General features: G+C 72.4%; 15 protein-coding genes and 1 pseudogene. 5 read left to right on the forward strand and 11 right to left on the reverse strand.

All coding sequences use genetic code 11. The annotated features are described in order from the left end of the window. Window positions 1-69 precede the first annotated feature (69 nt). The 5 genes and pseudogenes from cimA to ureA all read right to left on the reverse strand — a co-directional run. A pseudogene (gene cimA, locus ACGFQ9_RS28865) lies at window positions 70-1686 on the reverse strand (citramalate synthase); the annotation flags it as partial. Window positions 1687-2039: 353 nt separating this feature from the next. Further along, complete coding sequence (locus ACGFQ9_RS28870; protein WP_393577776.1) at window positions 2040-2645, reverse strand: TetR/AcrR family transcriptional regulator; 606 nt, start codon at window positions 2643-2645, stop codon at window positions 2040-2042. A 43-nt stretch (window positions 2646-2688) separates the two neighbouring features. Next, window positions 2689-3735 carry an agmatine/peptidylarginine deiminase gene (locus ACGFQ9_RS28875; protein WP_393577778.1) on the reverse strand — a complete coding sequence of 349 codons (1047 nt, stop codon included), beginning with the start codon at window positions 3733-3735 and terminating at the stop codon, window positions 2689-2691. A 15-nt stretch (window positions 3736-3750) separates the two neighbouring features. Next, a complete protein-coding gene (locus ACGFQ9_RS28880; RefSeq protein WP_393577779.1) occupies window positions 3751-5502 on the reverse strand; it encodes an urease subunit alpha in 1752 nt (583 codons plus the stop codon). Then, complete coding sequence (gene ureA / locus ACGFQ9_RS28885; RefSeq protein ID WP_393577890.1) at window positions 5499-6194, reverse strand: urease subunit gamma; 696 nt, start codon at window positions 6192-6194, stop codon at window positions 5499-5501. Before ureA ends, ACGFQ9_RS28880 begins: the two co-directional genes overlap by 4 nt. Window positions 6195-6358: 164 nt before the next feature. Here ureA and ACGFQ9_RS28890 point away from each other — a divergent pair, with 164 nt between their 5' ends. Both ACGFQ9_RS28890 and ACGFQ9_RS28895 read left to right on the forward strand, forming a co-directional pair. Further along, the gene (locus tag ACGFQ9_RS28890; protein ID WP_393577781.1) at window positions 6359-7786 is read left to right on the forward strand and encodes a cytosine permease; all 1428 of its coding nucleotides are present in this window, start codon (window positions 6359-6361) and stop codon (window positions 7784-7786) included. Between the two features lie 30 nt (window positions 7787-7816). Next, on the forward strand, window positions 7817-7978 hold the full coding sequence (locus ACGFQ9_RS28895) for a hypothetical protein (protein WP_393577782.1): 162 nt from the start codon (window positions 7817-7819) through the stop codon (window positions 7976-7978). Window positions 7979-8063: 85 nt separating this feature from the next. Here the strand turns inward: ACGFQ9_RS28895 and ACGFQ9_RS28900 are convergent, their stop codons facing one another. The 4 genes from ACGFQ9_RS28900 to ACGFQ9_RS28915 form a co-directional block, all read right to left on the reverse strand. Beyond that, window positions 8064-9173 (reverse strand): branched-chain amino acid aminotransferase, encoded by a 1110-nt coding sequence (locus ACGFQ9_RS28900; RefSeq protein ID WP_393577784.1) that lies wholly within the window; start codon window positions 9171-9173, stop codon window positions 8064-8066. Window positions 9174-9413: 240 nt separating this feature from the next. After that, window positions 9414-10454 carry a 3-isopropylmalate dehydrogenase gene (locus ACGFQ9_RS28905; RefSeq protein ID WP_393577785.1) on the reverse strand — a complete coding sequence of 347 codons (1041 nt, stop codon included), beginning with the start codon at window positions 10452-10454 and terminating at the stop codon, window positions 9414-9416. Between the two features lie 159 nt (window positions 10455-10613). Then, window positions 10614-10760 (reverse strand): hypothetical protein, encoded by a 147-nt coding sequence (locus ACGFQ9_RS28910; RefSeq protein WP_393577786.1) that lies wholly within the window; start codon window positions 10758-10760, stop codon window positions 10614-10616. Window positions 10761-11197: 437 nt separating this feature from the next. Beyond that, on the reverse strand, window positions 11198-12145 hold the full coding sequence (locus ACGFQ9_RS28915; protein ID WP_393577787.1) for a LysR family transcriptional regulator: 948 nt from the start codon (window positions 12143-12145) through the stop codon (window positions 11198-11200). Between the two features lie 202 nt (window positions 12146-12347). Here ACGFQ9_RS28915 and ACGFQ9_RS28920 point away from each other — a divergent pair, with 202 nt between their 5' ends. Together ACGFQ9_RS28920 and ACGFQ9_RS28925 are read left to right on the forward strand one after the other, a co-directional pair. After that, the gene (locus ACGFQ9_RS28920; RefSeq protein WP_393577789.1) at window positions 12348-13358 is read left to right on the forward strand and encodes an NADP-dependent oxidoreductase; all 1011 of its coding nucleotides are present in this window, start codon (window positions 12348-12350) and stop codon (window positions 13356-13358) included. 120 nt (window positions 13359-13478) lie between these two features. Continuing rightward, window positions 13479-15542 carry a phosphocholine-specific phospholipase C gene (locus ACGFQ9_RS28925; RefSeq protein ID WP_393577791.1) on the forward strand — a complete coding sequence of 688 codons (2064 nt, stop codon included), beginning with the start codon at window positions 13479-13481 and terminating at the stop codon, window positions 15540-15542. Window positions 15543-15582: 40 nt separating this feature from the next. Here ACGFQ9_RS28925 and ACGFQ9_RS28930 read toward each other — a convergent pair whose 3' ends face one another. Both ACGFQ9_RS28930 and ACGFQ9_RS28935 read right to left on the reverse strand, forming a co-directional pair. Next, window positions 15583-16119 (reverse strand): GNAT family N-acetyltransferase, encoded by a 537-nt coding sequence (locus tag ACGFQ9_RS28930; RefSeq protein WP_393577793.1) that lies wholly within the window; start codon window positions 16117-16119, stop codon window positions 15583-15585. A gap of 70 nt (window positions 16120-16189) precedes the next feature. After that, window positions 16190-16915, reverse strand: a complete 726-nt coding sequence (locus ACGFQ9_RS28935; RefSeq protein ID WP_393577794.1) for a tyrosine-protein phosphatase — start codon at window positions 16913-16915, stop codon at window positions 16190-16192. An 88-nt stretch (window positions 16916-17003) separates the two neighbouring features. On the opposite strand from ACGFQ9_RS28935, the gene ACGFQ9_RS28940 reads away from it, so the two are divergent. After that, complete coding sequence (locus ACGFQ9_RS28940; RefSeq protein WP_393577796.1) at window positions 17004-17705, forward strand: nitroreductase family protein; 702 nt, start codon at window positions 17004-17006, stop codon at window positions 17703-17705. Window positions 17706-17878: the final 173 nt, after the last annotated feature.

Below are 17878 nucleotides of genomic sequence, written 5' to 3' on the forward strand. Positions count from 1 at the left end.
CCGGGGGCGGATCGGGCGGCCGGGGGCGCCCGGGGAGGTGTGGGCCGGCGGGCGGAGCATCATCCGGAAGGCCGGTTCCACGCCAGCGTGCAGCAGCCCGTAGGTGAAGGCGTCCTCCAGGGCCTGCCAGGAGGCGGCGATCACGTTCGGGGCCACGCCGACCGTGTTCCACTCCTTGTTGCCGTCGGTGGTGGTGATCAGCACGCGGGTGGTGGACTCGGTGCCGTGCGTGCCCTCCAGGGTGCGCACCTTGTAGTCGACCAGCTCGTACTTGGCCAGCTGCGGGTAGAACTTCTCCAGCGCCTCGCGCAGCGCCCGGTCCAGGGCGTTGACCGGGCCGTTGCCCTCCGCGGTGGCGATGATCCGCTCGCCCCGCACCCACAGCTTGACCGTGGCCTCGTTGGCGTGGGTGCCGTCGGGGCGGTCCTCGCTGATCGCGCGCCAGGACTCCACCTTGAAGAAGCGGCGGGCCCGGCCCTCGGCCTCGGCGCGCAGCAGCAGCTCGAAGGAGGCGTCGGCGGCCTCGTATGTGTAGCCCTGGAGCTCCCGCTCCTTGACCCGCTCCACGACCCGGCCGATCAGCTCGCGGTCGCCCTTGAGGTCGACGCCGAGCTCCTTGCCCTTGAGCTCGACGGAGGCCCGCCCGGCCATGTCGGAGACCAGCATGCGCATGGTGTTGCCGACCCGCTCGGGGTCGATGTGCTGGTACAGGTCGGGGTCGACCTTGATGGCGGAGGCGTGCAGGCCGGCCTTGTGCGCGAAGGCGGAGACACCGACGTAGGGCTGGTGCGTGGAGGGGGTCAGGTTGACCACCTCGGCGATGGCGTGCGAGATCCGGGTCATCTCGGCGAGCGCGCCCTCGGGGAGGACGGTGCGGCCGTACTTGATCTCCAGTGCGGCGACCACCGGGAACAGGTTGGCGTTGCCGACCCGCTCGCCGTATCCGTTGGCGGTGCACTGCACGTGGGTGGCGCCTGCGTCGACGGCGGCCAGGGTGTTGGCCACGGCACAGCCGGTGTCGTCCTGGGCGTGGATGCCCAGCCGGGCGCCGGTGTCGGCCAGCACCGTGGAGACCACGGCGGTGATCTGGGCGGGGAGCATGCCGCCGTTGGTGTCGCAGAGGACGACCACGTCGGCGCCGGCCTCGTGGGCGGCGCGGACGACGGACTTGGCGTACTCCGGGTTGGCGCGGTAGCCGTCGAAGAAGTGCTCGCAGTCGACGAACACCCGGCGGCCCTGTTCGCGCAGGTAGGAGACGGTGTCGCGGACCATCTCCAGGTTCTCGTCCAGGGTGGTGCGCAGGGCCAGTTCCACGTGCCGGTCGTGGGACTTCGCCACCAGGGTGATCACCGGTGCGCCGGACTCCAGCAGGGCGCGGACCTGCGGGTCCTCGGCCGCGGAGGCTCCGGCCCGGCGGGTGGCGCCGAAGGCGACCAGCTGGGCGTGCCGGAACTCGATCTCGGCCTGCGCGCGGGCGAAGAACTCGGTGTCGCGGGGGTTGGCGCCGGGCCAGCCGCCCTCGATGAATCCGACGCCGAACTCGTCCAGGTGCCGGGCGATCGTCAGCTTGTCCGCGACCGTGAGGTTGATGCCCTCGCGCTGCGCGCCGTCACGCAGGGTCGTGTCGAAGATGTGGAAGCTGTCGTCCAGGACGGCTTTCGCCTCTGTCGTCCCTGTTGGCGTCATGGTGATCTGGACTCCTGTCGGATGAGTGGCTCCGGATGCCCGGGATCCACTGCCCCCATCATCGCGCGCGGGGCGCTCCCGGCATTTCGTGCGCCGGGAAACAAAAAACCTCTCGCTGGTGCGAGAGGTCTGCGCGCGGGTCAGGGGCACGGTGTCGCTGCCCGTGGAGGTTTTCCGCGGTTCAGCGGTCACTGCGGACCGGCGCGCTGCTGCAGATAATCACGGTCTGAGCAAGCACGTTCGCAGTGTGCCATACGGTTCCCGGCGGGCGGACGCGAGTCTCACCATGTGGGCGGCGTTCGTCACGTCGCCGGACAGCGGTGGCTCCGGCGGGGCGGAACGCCTGCCCACACCTACGGTGTCAGCGCCTCGGTGAAGAACTCGCGTACGTGGGCCAGGATGCCGGCGCGGTCGAGCGTGGGCAGGCCCACGGCGAGCTGGATGCTGAAGCCGTCCAGCAGGGCGCGGGCGCGGGCGGCGACGCGTTCCGCGTCGACCGGGCGGAACTCGCCCCGGGAGATCCCCTCGGCGAGCAGCGCGACCAGGTCGCGGTGCCAGGCACCCTCGATCGCGGCCTGGCGCTCCCGCTCCTCCGGCCCGGCGTTCTGGGACCGGTTCCAGACCTCCAGCCAGAGCGTCCAGTGCGGGTCCCGGGCGTACTCGGGAACGTACAGGTCGACGTACGCGGCGAGCCGGTCGGCGACCGTGCCGCGCCGGGAGAGCAGGGCACGCCGTTCGAGGCCGAGCGCGGCCTCGCTCCATTCCAGGGTCTGCAGCAGCAGCTCGTCCTTGGTCCGGAAGTAGTACAGGAGGTGTCCGCTGCTCATGCCGACCTGGCGGCCCAGGCCGGCCATGGTCAGGCCGTCCAGGCCGCGCTCCGCGATGGTGGCCATGGCGGCGGCGAGGACTTCCTCGCGCGGCGGCGCGTTCTTCCTCGCGCGTACCCCACCCGCCACCATGGCCACTCCCTCACGTTCGCGGTCCTCGGACTCGGGCGAGTCCTCAGACCTTGGGCTGCTGCTGGGTGATGCAGTGGATACCGCCACCCCCGGCGAAAATCGTACGTGCGTCAACCAGCGTCACGGTCCGCTCCGGGAACAGTCCGCGGAAGATCTCGGCCGCTTCCTCGTCCCGCGGGTCGTCGAAGGCGCACAGTACGACGCCGTCGTTGCACAGGTAGTGGTTGATGTACGAGTAGTCCACCCACTCGCCGTCCTCCTCCAGCACGGTCGGCGCCGGGATCTCCACGACCTGCAGCTGCCGCCCCCGGGCGTCGGTGGCGGACCGCAGCAGGGCGGCGATGAGCTTGCAGCGCTCGTGGTCGGGGTGCGCCGGGTCGGGCTGGGTGTGCACCATCACCACGCCGGGGCGGGCGAAGGCGGCGACGATGTCGACGTGGCCCTGCGTGCCGTAGGTGCCGTAGTCGCCGGCCAGGCCGTACGGCAGCCAGATGGCCTTGGTGGTGCCGAGGTGGGCGTGGATCTCCTGCTCGACCTGCTCGCGGGTCCAGCCGGGGTTGCGGCCCTCGCCGAGCTGCACGGTGTCGGTCAGCAGGACGGTGCCCTCGCCGTCGACGTGGATGGCGCCGCCCTCGTTGACCAGCGGGGTGGAGTACGTGCGCGTGCCGACGAGGTCGGAGATGTGCCGGGCGACCTTGGAGTCGTTGTCCCAGCGGGCCCACTCCTGGGCGCCCCAGCCGTTGAAGGTCCAGTCGACGGCGGCGAGCTCGCCCTGGGCGCTGGTGACGAAGGTGGGGCCGATGTCCCGCATCCAGGCGTCGTCGAGCTCGTGCTCCACCAGGTCGATGGGGTGCTTGTCGCCGGCGCCGACCACGGCGCGGGCGCCTTCGGCGTCACCGGGCGGGACGACCAGGGTGACGGGCTCGTACGCGCTGACGGCGCGGGCGACCGAGCCCCAGGCCCGGCGGGCCTCGGCGAGCTCCTCCTCGTTGGTGAAGGTCGGGTTGGGGCTGGGCCAGGCCATCCAGGTGCGCTCGTGCGGAGCCCACTCGGGAGGCATGCGGTGACCGGCGTCGACGGGCTTGTTCATCAGGGGTCCTTGCTCTTACAGGAAGTACAGGCGGTTGAGGGCGACCGAGTCGGCGGCTTCGGAGCGCAGCGGTTCCCCGTCGAGGGAGACGAGTCCGCTGCGCGCGTCCACATCGACCGCGCCCACCCGGGAGTTGAGGAGGAGGTCGGCCGGTCCGATGCCGCGGGTGCCGCGGACGGCGACCCGGCGGCGGCGGGTCGGCATGGCGTCGGAGCCGAGGGCGGCCGCGGCGGCGGAGACGAACGCGACCGAGATGTCGGCGGCGGTGGCGCCGTACGAGCCGAACTGCGGGCCGAGCACCAGGGGCTCGCAGGTGTCGGTGGCGGCGTTGGGGTCGCCGGTGACTCCGTAGGCCGGGAAGCCGGACTTGAGGACGAGCTGGGGCTTGGCGCCGAAGAACGGGGGGCGCCACAGCACGATGTCGGCGAGCTTGCCGACCTCGATGGAGCCGATCTCGTGGGCCAGGCCGTGGGCGATGGCCGGGTTGATGGTCAGCTTGGCCATGTAGCGGAGGACGCGGGCGTTGTCGTCGCCCTCCCCGTCGCCGCCTTCCCCGTCATGGGGAAGCAGGGGCCCGAGCTCGGCCTTCATCTTGGCGGCCATGGCGAAGGTACGGCGGATCGTCTCACCGGCCCGGCCCATGCCCTGGGCGTCGGAGGAGGTGATGCCGATGGCGCCCAGGTCGTGCAGGACGTCCTCGGCTCCCATCGTGCCCGCGCGGATCCGGTCGCGGGCCATGGCGGCGTCGCCGGGGAGGTCGGGCTTGAGGTCGTGGACGGAGACGATCATGCCGTAGTGCTCGGCGACCGCGTCCCGGCCGAAGGGCAGGGTCGGGTTGGTGGAGGAGCCGATCACGTTCGGCACGCCGGCCATCTTCAGCACGTTGGGGACGTGCCCGCCGCCGCAGCCCTCGATGTGGAAGGCGTGGATCGTACGGCCGTCCAGGACCCGGAGGGTGTCCTCCACGGACAGGCACTCGTTGAGGCCGTCCGAGTGCAGGGCGACCTGGACGTCGTGCTCCTCGGCCACCCGCAGCGCGGTGTCCAGGGCCCGGGTGTGGGCGCCCATGTCCTCGTGCACCTTGAACCCGGACGCGCCGCCCTCGGCCAGCGCCTCGACCAGCGGGGCGGCGTCCGAGGAGGAGCCCCGGGCCAGGAAGCCGATGTTCACCGGCCAGGCGTCGAAGGCGTTGAAGGCGTGCTTCAGTGCCCACGGGGAGTTGACGCCGACGCCCCAGACCGGGCCGAACTCCTGGCCGATGACGGTGGTGACACCGGCGGCCAGCGAGGCTTCCATGATCCGCGGGGAGAGCAGGTGGACATGGGTGTCCACGGCGCCGGCGGTGGCGATCAGGCCTTCGCCGGAGACGATGCTGGTGCCGGTGCCGACGACCACGTCGACCCCGTCCAGGGTGTCGGGGTTGCCCGCCCGGCCGATCGCGTGGATCCGGCCCTCGCGGATGCCGATGGACACCTTGCGGATGCCCAGCACGGCGTCGATGACCAGCACGTTGCTGATGACCACGTCGCAGGTCTCGCGGACCGCGGCGGCCTTCAGGTGCAGCCCGTCACGGGCGGTCTTGCCGAAACCGGCCAGGAACTCGTCCCCGGGCTTCTGGGCGTCGGACTCGACCCGCACGGTCAGACCGGAGTCGCCCAGGCGGACCCGGTCACCGGCCCGGGGGCCGAAGACGGAGGCGTACTCGTGCGGGTCGATGTGCCGGCTGCCGGGGGCGCAGTGGTCACTGTGCTTGGTGGGCCTGCTCATCGCGTTCCTCCCTCCACTCCCAGGTAGCCGCACGCGGCGGCGCGGCGCAGGGCTTCCTCCCTGGCGCCGGGGGCGTCCAGCGGTCCGTCCACCAGTCCGGCGAAGCCGATGGCGACGCGGTCGCCGCCGATGGACACCAGGCCCACCTCGAACTCGCCGCCGGCGTCGAAACGGACCGAGGAGCCGGCCGGTACGCACAGGCGCATGCCGTAGGCGGCGGCCCGGTCGAAGTCCAGTCGCGGGTTCGCCTCGAAGAAGTGGAAGTGCGAGGTCACGCTGATCGGGACGGCCGAGGTGTTCCGGACGGTCAGCCGCACCTCCGGCTCGGGCGCCGGGCTCTCGGGGCCGGGGACGACCGCGCCGGGCGCGTCGTCGCCCAGCGGCACCGCGCCCTTGATCGGCGAGGAGACCACGGCGAGGCGGGATCCGTCGTCGAAGACCGCCTCCACGTGCACTTCGGTGACCACGTCGGCGACGCCCGGCAGGACGTCCCCGGGGCCGAGCACGCTGCGGGCGGCCTCGATGGCCTCCGCGAGCCGCTTCCCGTCGCGGGCGGCCTCACAGACCGTGTCCACGATCAGAGCCGTCGCCTCCGGGACGTTCAGCTTCAGTCCGCGCGCACGCCGGGCGCGGGCCAGTTCCGCCGCGCTGAAGAGCAGCAGCCGGTCGCGCTCCGTCGGGGTCAGCCGCACGACGTCCACCTCCCAGATCCAAGGTTTAGAACGCCACTCTAACTGTTCATTTCTTCGCAGGGAACCATTGACCTGCGACATGGGGTTGCGTCACATTGAGTGTCGCTCTAAACAATCCCCATCCCCCGTCCCCGCCCCATCCGTCCTCTGCCCGGGAGTCCCCCATGCCCATCGAACAGCGCGGAGTCGACACCATTCCGGAGGCGGAGCGCACCAGCTCCCCTCGCGACCTCGTGGCGATCCTGCTCGGCTCGAACCTCTGTCTCGGCGTGATCGTCTTCGGCTGGCTGCCGCCCTCCTTCGGCCTCGGATGGTGGCCCTCCGTCACCGCCATCGTGGCCGGAACCGTGGCCGGGATCGCGTTCACCGCGCCGCTCGCGCTGGTCTCGCTGCGCACCGCCACCAATCTGTCCACCTCCAGCGGCGCCCAGTTCGGCGTCCGGGGCCGCCTCGTCGGCTCGGTGGTGGGCCTGCTGCTCGCGCTCGGCTACACCGCGCTCACGCTGTGGATCGGCGGCGACGTGATGGTGGGGGTGCTCTCCCGGCTCACCGGCCTGCCCGACACCGGGCTCTCCAAGGCGCTGATGTACGGCGTCCTGGCCGCCTGCACCGTCGTCGGGGCCGTCTTCGGCTACCGGCTGCTGCTGCGGATGAGCAAGCTGCTGGCCGTCGTGATGGTGGCCCTGCTGGCCGTGGGCGTGTACGCGTACGCCGGTGACTTCACCACCGCCGCCCCGCCGGACACCCCGTACCTGCTGGGTTCCTTCTGGCCGACCTGGCTGCTCGCCGCCGTCGCCGCCGGTCTCAGCGGTCCGGTCGCCTTCATCACCCTGCTGGGCGACTACACCCGCTACATATCCCCGGCGCGGCACAGCTCCCGCAAGGTGCTGTGGGCCACCGGCCTGGGCCTGCTCGCCGGTCTGCTGGTGCCGCAGCTGTTCGGCGCGTACACCGCCCTGGCCGCCCGGGCCGGCCTGGACTACGCCGGTCCGCTGGTGACCGCCTCCCCGGTCTGGTACCTGATCCCGCTGCTGGTGGCCGCCGCGGCCGGCTCGGTGGGCAACGCCGGGCTGATGCTGTACTCCATGGGCCTGGACCTCGACGCGATCGTGCCGAAGGCCACCCGCACCAAGGCCACCCTGGTGGCCGCCGTCGTCGCCACCGTCTTCGTCTTCCTGGGCTCCTTCGCCTGGAACGCGCAGGCCGCGATGACCTCCTTCGTCCTGCTGCTCACCGCCATCGGCACCCCGTGGGCGGTGATCACCCTGATCGGCTTCGTGCGCTGCCGCGGCGCGTACGACGCCGATGCCCTGCAGGTGTTCAACCGCCGGGCCCGCGGCGGCGTCTACTGGTACAGCGCCGGGTGGAACCTCCGCGCCACCGCCTCCTGGGCGGCGGGTGCGGCGGTGGGCCTGGCCGCCGTGTCCACACCGCTGTACGAGGCGCCGCTGCTGCCCCTGACCGGCGGGGTGGACTGCAGCTTCGTCCTGTCGGGGCTGGTCGGCGGCCTGGTCTACGCGGCGCTGACGTTCCGGCCGCAGGCGGCACCCGCCGCCGCGCCGGCCGGTCAGGTGGCGGCCGCCGTCGAGTGACGGACGGCCCTGGGGAAAACGGGAGGGCCCGTGGAAGAGCTCGCGTACGTCTTGGGCAAGGTCGTCAAGGGGGCGGCCGGCCTGGCCTACGCCGTCGGGGACCTCCTCGTCCCGCTCGGCCCGGAGGGGGACTCGCGCAAGCGGAAGCGGACCGGCGCCGAGGACGGCGCGGACCGGAAGACCGAGGACTGACACACGGCCGGCCGCACGGCCGGACACGGCGAAGGGCCCCTGCTCACGCAGGGGCCCTTCGCCGTGTCCGGCCGTGCGGCGCGGATCAGCCCAGCGGGTGCATCCAGCCGTGCGCGTCCTCGGCGTGGCCGGTCTGCAGGGCGAGCAGCGCCTTGCGCAGCCGCATGGTGACCTCGCCCGGAGTGCCGTCGCCCTGGGTCCAGTTGTCGTTGTGGGACTTCACCGAGCCGACCGGGGTGATGACCGCGGCGGTGCCACAGGCGAACACCTCGGTGAGGGTGCCGTTCTCGGTGTCCCGCTTCCAGTCCTCGGTGGAGATCCGGCCCTCCTCGGCGGTGAAGCCGAGGTCACGGGCGATGGTCAGGAGCGAGTCGCGGGTGATGCCCGGGAGCAGCGAGCCGGTGAGCTCGGGGGTGACGATGCGGGCGGTGCCGTCGGCGCCGTCGGGGTTCCCGTACACGAAGTACAGGTTCATGCCGCCCATCTCCTCGACCCAGCGGTGCTCCTTGGCGTCCAGCCAGACCACCTGGTCGCAGCCGTGCCCGGCCGCCTCGGCCTGCGCGACCAGGGAGGCCGCGTAGTTGCCGCCGGTCTTGGCCGCGCCGGTGCCGCCCTTGACCGCGCGGACGTACTCCTCGGAGAGCCAGACGGAGACCGGCTTGACGCCGCCGGGGAAGTAGGCGCCGGCCGGGGAGGCGATGACCATGAACAGGAACTCGTTGGCCGGACGCACGCCGAGGCCGACCTCGGTGGCGAACATGAACGGCCGGAGGTAGAGCGAGGCTTCGCCGGAGTCCGGCACCCACGCCCGGTCCTGCTGGATCAGGGCGTCGCAGGCGGCGATGAACAGCTCGGTGGGCAGCTCCGGCATGGCCATGCGGCGGGCGGAGGCCTGGAAGCGCTCGGCGTTCGCCTCGGGGCGGAAGGTGGCGACGGTGCCGTCGGGCTGCTTGTACGCCTTGAGGCCCTCGAAGATCGTCTGCGCGTAGTGCAGGGTCATGTTCGCCGGGTCGATGGAGAGCGGCGCGTACGGGACCAGCTCCGCGTCGTGCCAGCCGCGACCCTCGGTCCACTTGATCGTGACCATGTGGTCGGTGAAGTGGCGGCCGAATCCGGGGCTGGTCAGCAGCGCCTCGCGCTCCGCGTCGGACAGCGGGTTCGAGGAGGGCTTGAGCTCGATCGTGGGCGTCGTCATGAGTGCTTGTCCTTCACCTTTTGTGTATGGCGGACCGCGCTCACGGCGTACCAGGACGTCCGAGCTTCCCCGTATTCCGCGGCCTCGCGTTCGATTATCGCGCGGGGACGGTCTTTCGGAGAACCGGGGTGATGCGGCCCAGGGGAGATGGTGGCACCCGGGGACGCACAGGGAAAGCCGCCGGGTGCGGGGATGCGCCCGGCGGCTTCTCTCTGGATGGAGCTGAGCTGCTGCGCCGGGTCAGCCGGCTACGCGGGCGGCGAGGGCGTCGCCGATCCGGTCGGTCGACCGGAAGGTGCCGTCGCGCTCGGCCAGATCGGCGGAGACGGCGTCCTCGATGCGGACCGCCTCGGCCTCGTAGCCCAGGTGACGCAGCAGGAGGGCGACGGACAGGATGGTCGCGGTCGGGTCGGCCTTGCCGGTGCCCGCGATGTCCGGGGCGGAGCCGTGGACCGGCTCGAACATGGACGGGAAGGCGCCGGTGGGGTTGATGTTCCCGGAGGCGGCCAGGCCGATTCCGCCGGTCACGGCGGCGGCCAGGTCGGTGAGGATGTCACCGAAGAGGTTGTCCGTGACGATGACGTCGAAGCGCTCGGGCTGGGTGACGAAGAAGATCGTCGCCGCGTCCACGTGCAGGTAGTCGGTGGTGACCTCGGGGTACTCCTGGCCCACCTTGTCGAAGATGTTCTTCCACATGTGGCCCGCGTACACGAGCACGTTGTTCTTGTGGACCAGCGTCAGCTTCTTGCGGGGGCGGGAGTTGGCCCGCTCGTAGGCGTCGCGGACGACGCGCTCGACGCCGTACGCGGTGTTCACGCTGACCTCGGTGGCCACCTCGGCCGGCGTGCCGGTGCGCAGCGAGCCGCCGTTGCCGGTGTACGGGCCCTCGGTGCCCTCGCGGACCACGACGAAGTCGATGTCCGGACGGCCCGCCAGGGGGGTGGCGGTGTTCGGGAAGAGCTTCGACGGGCGCAGGTTGATGAAGTGGTCGAAGGCGAAGCGGAGCTTCAGCAGCAGACCGCGCTCCAGCACGCCGGACGGGACCGAGGGGTCGCCGATGGCGCCCAGCAGGATCGCGTCGTGGTGCTTGAGGGCCTCGAGCTCCGCGTCCGGCAGGGTCTCGCCGGTGCGGTGCCAGCGCTGGGCGCCGAGGTCGTATTCCTTGGTCTCCAGCTTCACATCCTGCGGCAGGACCGCGGTAAGGACCTTGAGGCCCTGAGCCACGACTTCCTGGCCGATGCCATCACCGGGGATCACTGCGAGATTGATGCTGGTCGACATGTCGGCACCGTACTCCTCGTCCAGCCTTCAGACACGTTGCGTCCACCATGTGGACGCAAACGCGTCGTCGGCGGTGTGGCCCGAACGGGCCCCGAACGGGCCCCGAGGGAGCCTTGAGGGGGCCCCGGACGGGTGGCCGCAAGGGGCCGCGGGGGTGGCTCAGTGACCGGTGGCGCCACCGTTGTCACGGCGGTCCAGGGAGCGCTGCAGGGCGGCGGCGGCGTTGCGGCGGTCGGCGTCGGCGGAGCCGGAGCGGCGGACGCGGCGGGCGGCGGCGGAGCGGGCTGCGTTGGCGGTGGTGTGCATCGTGATCGACTCCTTGAGAGCAGGGTGTGGCGGGGCCACGGGTGAGGGGTTCTTTCAAGGCGCCGGAAGGGGGCGGGGAGCTGGGCGCAGCAGGGGTTGCCTGCGTGGGGCGCACGCTCACGGCCGCCATTCGCCCGGTCGGCGATGCGTTCGGCTTCTACAAAGCTAGGGCAGCTCGCGCTGTATGTCTCGGCAGTTAGTCGGACTTCCTAGTATCTGAGACAGGAATATTTGGGCGATATGCGGGGGGTGGCGGTGCGATACGCCGCCGATAGCCGGGAAACACGGGACGCATACCGGACGGAGGGGCTCCGGCCGGGCCCGGGCGAGGGGCCCGGGAGGGGGGCCGCCCGGGTTCCGGCGGAGCGTCCGGCCGGGCGTGTCGGTTCCGGAGGCCGCGCGGGCTGTGGCGGGCCGGGCGCCGCGGGTGGGGCGGATCAGCCGCCGGAGGTACGGCGGCCTGCGCGGAGTTCTCGGATCAGGGCCTGGACGGCCGGGGTGCCGGCCAGCTCGCGGGTGGTCACGTAGCCGACCGAGCGGGTGGGCCGCTCCGGTCCGAGATCGGTGATCCGTACTGTGTCCGGTGCTCCCGTCAGGGAGAGGGCGGGCATGATCGCCATGCCCAGGCCGCGCTCCACCATGGTCAGCACCATGCCGTCGTCCTCGGCCTTCACCGCGGCCCGCGGGATCCAGTCCTGCGCCCGCCACCACTCCCGGGTGTACGAGCCGCAGTTCTCGTCCCAGTCCAGCAGCGGCAGCGCCTTCGGGTCGGGGTGCCCGGCGGGGTGCACCAGCGCGTACGGCTCTTCGGCCAGCACCCCGCTCAGCAGACCGGACGGCACTCCCGTGGAGCCGCCCAGGGTGGCGATGCCGAGGTCGGCCCGGCCGGCCGCGACCTCCCCCGCCGTGCCCGCGCCCAGCTCGCGCACCACGCGCACCTCGGGCCGGATGCCCGGGTGGCGGGCGGTGAGCCGCTCCAGGGCGGGCGGCAGCAGGTGCAGGGCCGCACTGCGGAACGCGGCGATCCGCAGGGTGCCCGTGACCGCTCCGGGCCCGGAGCCCGAACCGGAGCCCGGCCCGGAGCCGCGTACCTCCACGGCCAGCAGCTCGTACAGCCGGAGGATCCGGCGGGCCAGCGCCACCGCCCGCTCCCCCGCCGGGGTGGGCCGGGCCCCGGACCGGCCGCGGTCGAACAGCACCGCCCCCAGCTTGGCCTCGGTGGCGCGTACGGCGTGCGAGACGGCGGACTGGGTGATCCCCAGGGCGGCCCCGGCCGGCGAGAAGCCGCCGGCCTCGGCGACGGCCACCAGGATCCGCAGCTCCTGCGGGGTGAGCAGGTCCTGCACGGCCGGCAGCTCCCGCAGTACGGGCAGTACAGCCGGCACGGGCTGTACGGCTGGCACGGGCTGTACAGCCGGTGCGGGCAGTTCCTGCGGAGCGGGCCCGGCCACGGGGCTCCACCTCCCTCTCGTTCCTTCTCGTGCCTTCTCGTCCCCGTCACGTTCCATGAGCCGCGTTCATGGATGTGCGCCTTCCATGAGCGCAACCCCCTGCCCGGCCTGCGGATTCCTTCCTAGCGTCACCGCCATGAACGACACCGCATACGCCGTGCACCAGACCGCCCGCCCCTCCGGCTTCCCCTCCGCCGCGGACTTCGCGTTCGTCGGGACCCCCGTCCCCTCCCCCACCCCCGGCACCGCGCTCGTCGAGAACCTGCTGCTGTCGGTGGACCCGTACCACCGGGGCCTGATGGACGGCGGCGAGGGCGGCTTCGAGCTCCACACCCCGCTGGAGGGCCGCTCGGTCGGCCGGGTGGTCGCCTCCCGCGACCCGGGGCTGCGCGAGGGCGACCTGGTCTTCCACCGGGCCGGCTGGCGCACGCACGCCCTGGTCACCGCGGGCGTCGACGGCACCCGCAGGATCCGCGCCCACGAGGGCGTCCCGCTGGAGGCGTACCTCTCGGTCCTCGGAGGCACCGGACTCACCGCGTACGCGGCGCTGACCCGGACGGCCGCCCTGCGGGAGGGCGAGGACGTGTACGTCTCCTCGGCCGCCGGCGGGGTCGGCACCGCCGCCGGCCACATCGCCCGGCTGCTGGGGGCCCGCCGGGTCATCGGCAGCGCCGGCTCCCCGGAGAAGGTGCGGCACCTCACCGAGCGGCTCGGCTTCGACGCCGCCTTCGACTACCACGACGGGCCGGTCGGCGAACTCCTCGCGGCGGCCGCCCCGGACGGGATCGACGTGTACGTCGACAACGTCGGCGGGGACCACCTGGCGGGCGCGATCGACGTGCTGCGCGAGTACGGGCGAATCGCCTGGGTGGGCGCCATCTCCACCTACAACGGCGACCGCGCACCGGCCGCACCGCGCAACCTCTTCGAGATCGTGCACAAGTCCCTCCGGCTGGAAGGGGTATTGGTCCGCAACCACACCAATCTGCAGGAGGAGCTGGAGGAGTTCCTCGTGCCGCACCTGCAGAGCGGCCGGGTGAGCACCGACACCGCCGTCGTCCAGGGCTTCGACCGCACGGTGGAGGCGTTCCTGGGCATGCTGCACGGCGAGAACCTGGGCAAGACGCTGGTCCGCACGGGGATCTGAACCGGGGGTTCCGCGATGTTCACCGATTGATTACTGCACGGCCGTGGACCTTTGGACACGGTGGCGCCACCCTTGCGCTCGATGTGCCGGACGGGGCACCCGAGTTGAATGTGAGGGCCAGTGACACCGATCAGCCGTAGAGGGTTCGTGGGGATCGGAGCGGGTCTCGTGGCGGGCGCGGCCGGGGCGGCCCTGCCGGCCGACACCGCCGCTGCCGCCGCCGCTGCCGCCCCCCTTTCGACGGCCGCGGCGGCCGCCACCGGCACCATCACCGACGTGAAGCACGTGGTGGTCCTCATGCAGGAGAACCGCAGCTTCGACCACTACTTCGGCCGGCTGCGGGGTGTCCGCGGGTTCGGCGACCGGGCCGCCGGCAACCTGCCCGGCGGCTGGGGCATGTTCAACCAGCCCAACCTGGGCGGGCGACAGTACCCGTGGAACCTGTCCGACACCCCGCCGGCGGGCGGCACGGATGGCGAGACCCTCGCCCAGTGCACCGGCGACCTGCCGCACAGCTGGACCTCCCAGCACGCGGCCTGGAACAAGGGCCGGATGGACAACTGGGTGGCCGGCGTGGGCAACACCCGCACCCTGGGCCACCTGGACCGGGAGGACATCCCGTTCCACTACGCCCTCGCCGACGCCTACACGATCTGCGACGCGTACTTCTGCTCGGCGCTGAGCGCCACCGGCCCCAACCGGACCTTCCTGTGGAGCGGGAAGGTGGACGGCAGCAGCAAGGACGGCGGCGAGGAGTCCGGGCTGACCTGGGAGACGTACGCCGAGGCCCTGGAGCGGGCCGGGATCTCCTGGCGGGTCTACCAGAACGCCCAGGACAACTACGGGGACAACGGCCTGGCCTACTTCAAGAAGTTCACCGACGCCGCGCCCGGCACCCCCTGGCACGACAAGGGCATGGCCTCCGTGCCGCGGGTCACCGGCTCCACGCCCGACGACATCGCGGCGGCGATCCGGGCGGACGTGGTGGCCGGCACACTGCCCCAGGTCTCCTGGGTGGTCGCGAACCAGGCGTTCTCCGAGCACCCGTACGCCCCTCCGGGTGACGGCGCCCACTTCGTGGACCTGGTCTACCGGGCGCTGGCCGCGAACCCCGAGGTCTTCGACTCCACCGTCCTCTTCCTCAACTACGACGAGAACGACGGGTTCTTCGACCACGTGCCGCCGCCGGTGGCCCCGCCCGGCACCCCCGGCGAGTACATCGACGGGATACCGGTCGGCCTCGGCTTCCGCGTCCCCATGCTGGTGATGTCGCCGTGGACCCGGGGCGGCTGGGTCAGCTCGGAGGTCTTCGACCACACCTCCGTCCTCCGCTTCCTGGAGACCTGGTCCACGGCGGCGGGCAAGCCCGCCCTCTGCCCGAACATCAGCGCCTGGCGCCGCAAGGTGACCGGCGACCTCACCGGCGTCTTCGACTTCGCCCGCCCGGTGTACGGCGTCCCCGCCGGGCTCCCGTCCACGGCGAAGGTCATCGGCCAGGCGACCTGCGCCCCGCTGCCCAACCCGGTGCCGCAGGACAACGCACTGCCCGCGCAGGAGCCGGGCACCCGCCCGGCGCGGGCCTTGCCCTACCAGGCGAACGGCAACCTGGACCGCTTCGAGTTCGGCGCCGCGGGGCAGATCAAGGCCTGGTTCTCGATGACCAACCAGGGCGCGCAGGCGACCCGCCCGGCGCACTTCTCGATCCACCCGCACCAGCACCGGGACACGGCGGCCTGGCAGTACACGGTGGACGCCGGCAGCACGGCCACGGACTACTTCCACATCGGCCTGGGGCACGGCTCCGGCAAGTACGACATCTCCATGCACGGCCCGAACCGCTTCCTGCGGCGCTTCATCGGCGACGCCACGAAGCCGGGCAAGGACCTGGAGGTCGCGGCCCGCTACGCCGTGGAGCCGGGCACCGGCAAGCTCGCGGTCTACTTCAAGATGAAGAACGCCTCCGGCTCCCCGGTCACCTTCACGATCCGCTCGAACGCCTACCGCACGGACGGCCCGTGGACCTACACCGTCCCGGCCGGCTCCACCAAGGAGGACTGGTTCAACGCGGTCGCCTACACCAACGGCTGGTACGACTTCACCGTCCTGGCGAACTCCGACGGCACCTGGTCCCGCCGCTACACCGGCCACCTCGAAACGGGCACCGCGAGCGTCTCGGGCTCGTAAGGGCCGGGCCGACCGGGCCGAGGGCCCCTCAAGGGCCCCCTCAGAGCACGTCACCGTCCCGCCAGTCGAACCACAGCGGCCCGGCGGGGTCCGGCAGGACCCCGCCGGGAGGCACCCACAGGTAGGTGGACCCCTCCTCGGGCAGGGATACGGGTCCCCCGGGCGCCAGCGCGCCGAGCGATCCGCCCCAGACGGTCCATCCCCGGCTCCGGTAGAGGGGGGCGCCGGTGGCGGAGGCGGCCAGCGCGCCGAGGACGTACGCCCGCCCGATGACCTCCTCCAGCGCGCCCATCACCGCGTGCCCGAGGCCCTGCCCGCGATCGGCGGCCCGTACGGCGACGGCCTCGACGTACCCGGTGCGCAGGGCCCGCCCTCCGTGCACCACCCGGCGCTGCACGACGCTACCGTGCGCGACGATCCGCCCGCCCCGGCGCACCAGGGCGTGCATCCCGCCGAGCCCGTGCTCGAAGTCCTCGTCGGAGAACTGCCCTTCGAACGCCTCGTCGAGCATCTCCCGCAGCCCGCCGAGCTCGCCCGGCTCCAGCCCGGCGGTGTGCACCAGGCGTACGTCCGTCACAGGTTGCCCTCCTGCCTTTCCGGGTACCGGGCGCGTGAGCCGTTCGGCAGTCCTGCGCCCGGCGACGGTATCAGCGGCCCGCGAGCCTGCCCTCCAGCCTCCGCAGGCCGTCCACGCCCAGCCCGCCGTACCGCAGGTAGCCGGGGGCGTCCAGCCACTCCGCGGCCTGCCGGGCGAGCTCGTGTGCGGTGGTGCCCAGCTCTGCCAGCCGGGCTTCCACCGGGCCCGGGTCGTACGTCCGCCCGTGCGCGGCGTGCCAGGCCGGCATCCGGGGCTCGCTCAGTCCGTGGTCGGCGGCGATCCACTGCGGGTCCGCCCTCGCCAGCCGGAGGAGGACAAGAGAGATCAGGCCGGTGCGGTCGCGGCCGAGCGCGCAGTGGAAGAGCACCCCGCCGGGACCCGCGTGCGCCACGGCCCGGGCCACGCCGGCGACCCGCTCGGGGAAGCGCCGGAGGAAGGGCACGTAGTACTCGGGACTGCCGGAGCCCGGTGTCCCCCACCAGTGGTCCCAGAAGTCACGGTGCTCGATGCCGTCCAGCGGCACGTGGAGGGTGGTGACGGCCGCCGGGCGGGGGGCCGCGTCGGTGTCCGCGGCGACCTCGTCGGGGTTGCGGAGGTCGATCACCGTCCGGACCCCGTGGTCGAGGAGCGCCTCCCAGCCAACCGCCGTGAGGCCGCTCACCCGGTCCGAGCGGACCAGTGCGCCCGGGGCGCAGCCGCCCGGGCCGCCGAGATCGCGGACGTTGAAGCAGCCCTCCCAGTCCAGGAGCCGCACCACTGCGTTCCCCTCCGCCACGATTCCCCCTGTGCGTCCCGTACGGAAACAGACATCACGTACAACGCCCCTATGGCCAAGGGCGGTTCCCCGGATCAGACTCGGCCGTATGTCGACTACCACCCAGCAGTGGACGCCCACGCACGGCGAGCCCTACCGGCCGGTGCCCTACCGGCCCGAGCGGATGGACGCCGAGGAATCCCTGGCCCGCGCGGCCGAGTTGCGGGTCCGGATGGACCGGCGGCGGACCGTGCGGCACTTCTCCCCCGATCCGGTGCCCGAGCAGGTGGTCCGGGACGCGATCGCGTGCGCCGCGACCGCGCCGTCCGGGGCCCACCAGCAGCCGTGGACCTTCGTCCTGGTCAAGGACCGGGAGATCCGGCAGCGCATCAGGGCCGCCGCCGAGCAGGAGGAGGAGATCTCCTACGAGGGCCGGCTCGGCGACGAGTGGCTGGCGGCCCTGCGCCCGCTGGGCACGGACGCCGTGAAGACCCACCTGACGGACGCGCCGGCGCTCATCGTGGTGTTCCAGCAGCGCCACTGGCTCGGCGAGGACGGCTCCAAGCGCAAGCACTACTACGTGGACGAGTCGGTGGGCATCGCGGTCGGCATGCTGCTGTCGGCCCTCCACCTGAGCGGACTCGCGGCCCTGATCCACACCCCCAGCCCGATGCGCTTCCTGGGACACGTGCTGAAGCGGCCGGAGAACGAGAAGGCGTTCGCGGTGATCCCGGTCGGCTACCCGGCCGACGACTGCCAGGTCCCCGACCTGGTCCGGAAGTCCCTGGAACAGGTGATGGTCGAGGTCTGACCCCGGCTCCCCGGCGGGCCGGGCGCCCGCCGGGCCCCTCGCCTGCCTACGCGCCGGGCAGCGGAGGAAGTTCAGGAGGTGCGGTCGGCCCTTGCGTGCCGCCCGGCCCTTCCGGCCCTTGAAGCGCGGCTGCCAGAGCAAGGCAGACCTGCACCCTCTCGGCCGGTGTGCAC

It is taken from the genome of Streptomyces sp. NPDC048603 (assembly GCF_043199475.1).
Taxonomy (GTDB): Bacteria; Actinomycetota; Actinomycetes; order Streptomycetales; family Streptomycetaceae; genus Streptomyces.

Excerpts from the sequence above, each read along its gene's own strand:
- ACGFQ9_RS28870 (WP_393577776.1), bottom strand. The coding sequence starts at position 2,645 with ATGGTGGCGGGTGGGGTACGCGCGAGGAAGAACGCGCCGCCGCGCGAG.
- ACGFQ9_RS28875 (WP_393577778.1), bottom strand. The coding sequence starts at position 3,735 with ATGAACAAGCCCGTCGACGCCGGTCACCGCATGCCTCCCGAGTGGGCT.
- ACGFQ9_RS28880 (WP_393577779.1), bottom strand. The coding sequence starts at position 5,502 with ATGAGCAGGCCCACCAAGCACAGTGACCACTGCGCCCCCGGCAGCCGG.
- ACGFQ9_RS28890 (WP_393577781.1), top strand. The coding sequence starts at position 6,359 with ATGCCCATCGAACAGCGCGGAGTCGACACCATTCCGGAGGCGGAGCGC.
- ACGFQ9_RS28900 (WP_393577784.1), bottom strand. The coding sequence starts at position 9,173 with ATGACGACGCCCACGATCGAGCTCAAGCCCTCCTCGAACCCGCTGTCC.
- ACGFQ9_RS28905 (WP_393577785.1), bottom strand. The coding sequence starts at position 10,454 with ATGTCGACCAGCATCAATCTCGCAGTGATCCCCGGTGATGGCATCGGC.
- ACGFQ9_RS28910 (WP_393577786.1), bottom strand. The coding sequence starts at position 10,760 with ATGCACACCACCGCCAACGCAGCCCGCTCCGCCGCCGCCCGCCGCGTC.
- ACGFQ9_RS28920 (WP_393577789.1), top strand. The coding sequence starts at position 12,348 with ATGAACGACACCGCATACGCCGTGCACCAGACCGCCCGCCCCTCCGGC.
- ACGFQ9_RS28940 (WP_393577796.1), top strand. The coding sequence starts at position 17,004 with ATGTCGACTACCACCCAGCAGTGGACGCCCACGCACGGCGAGCCCTAC.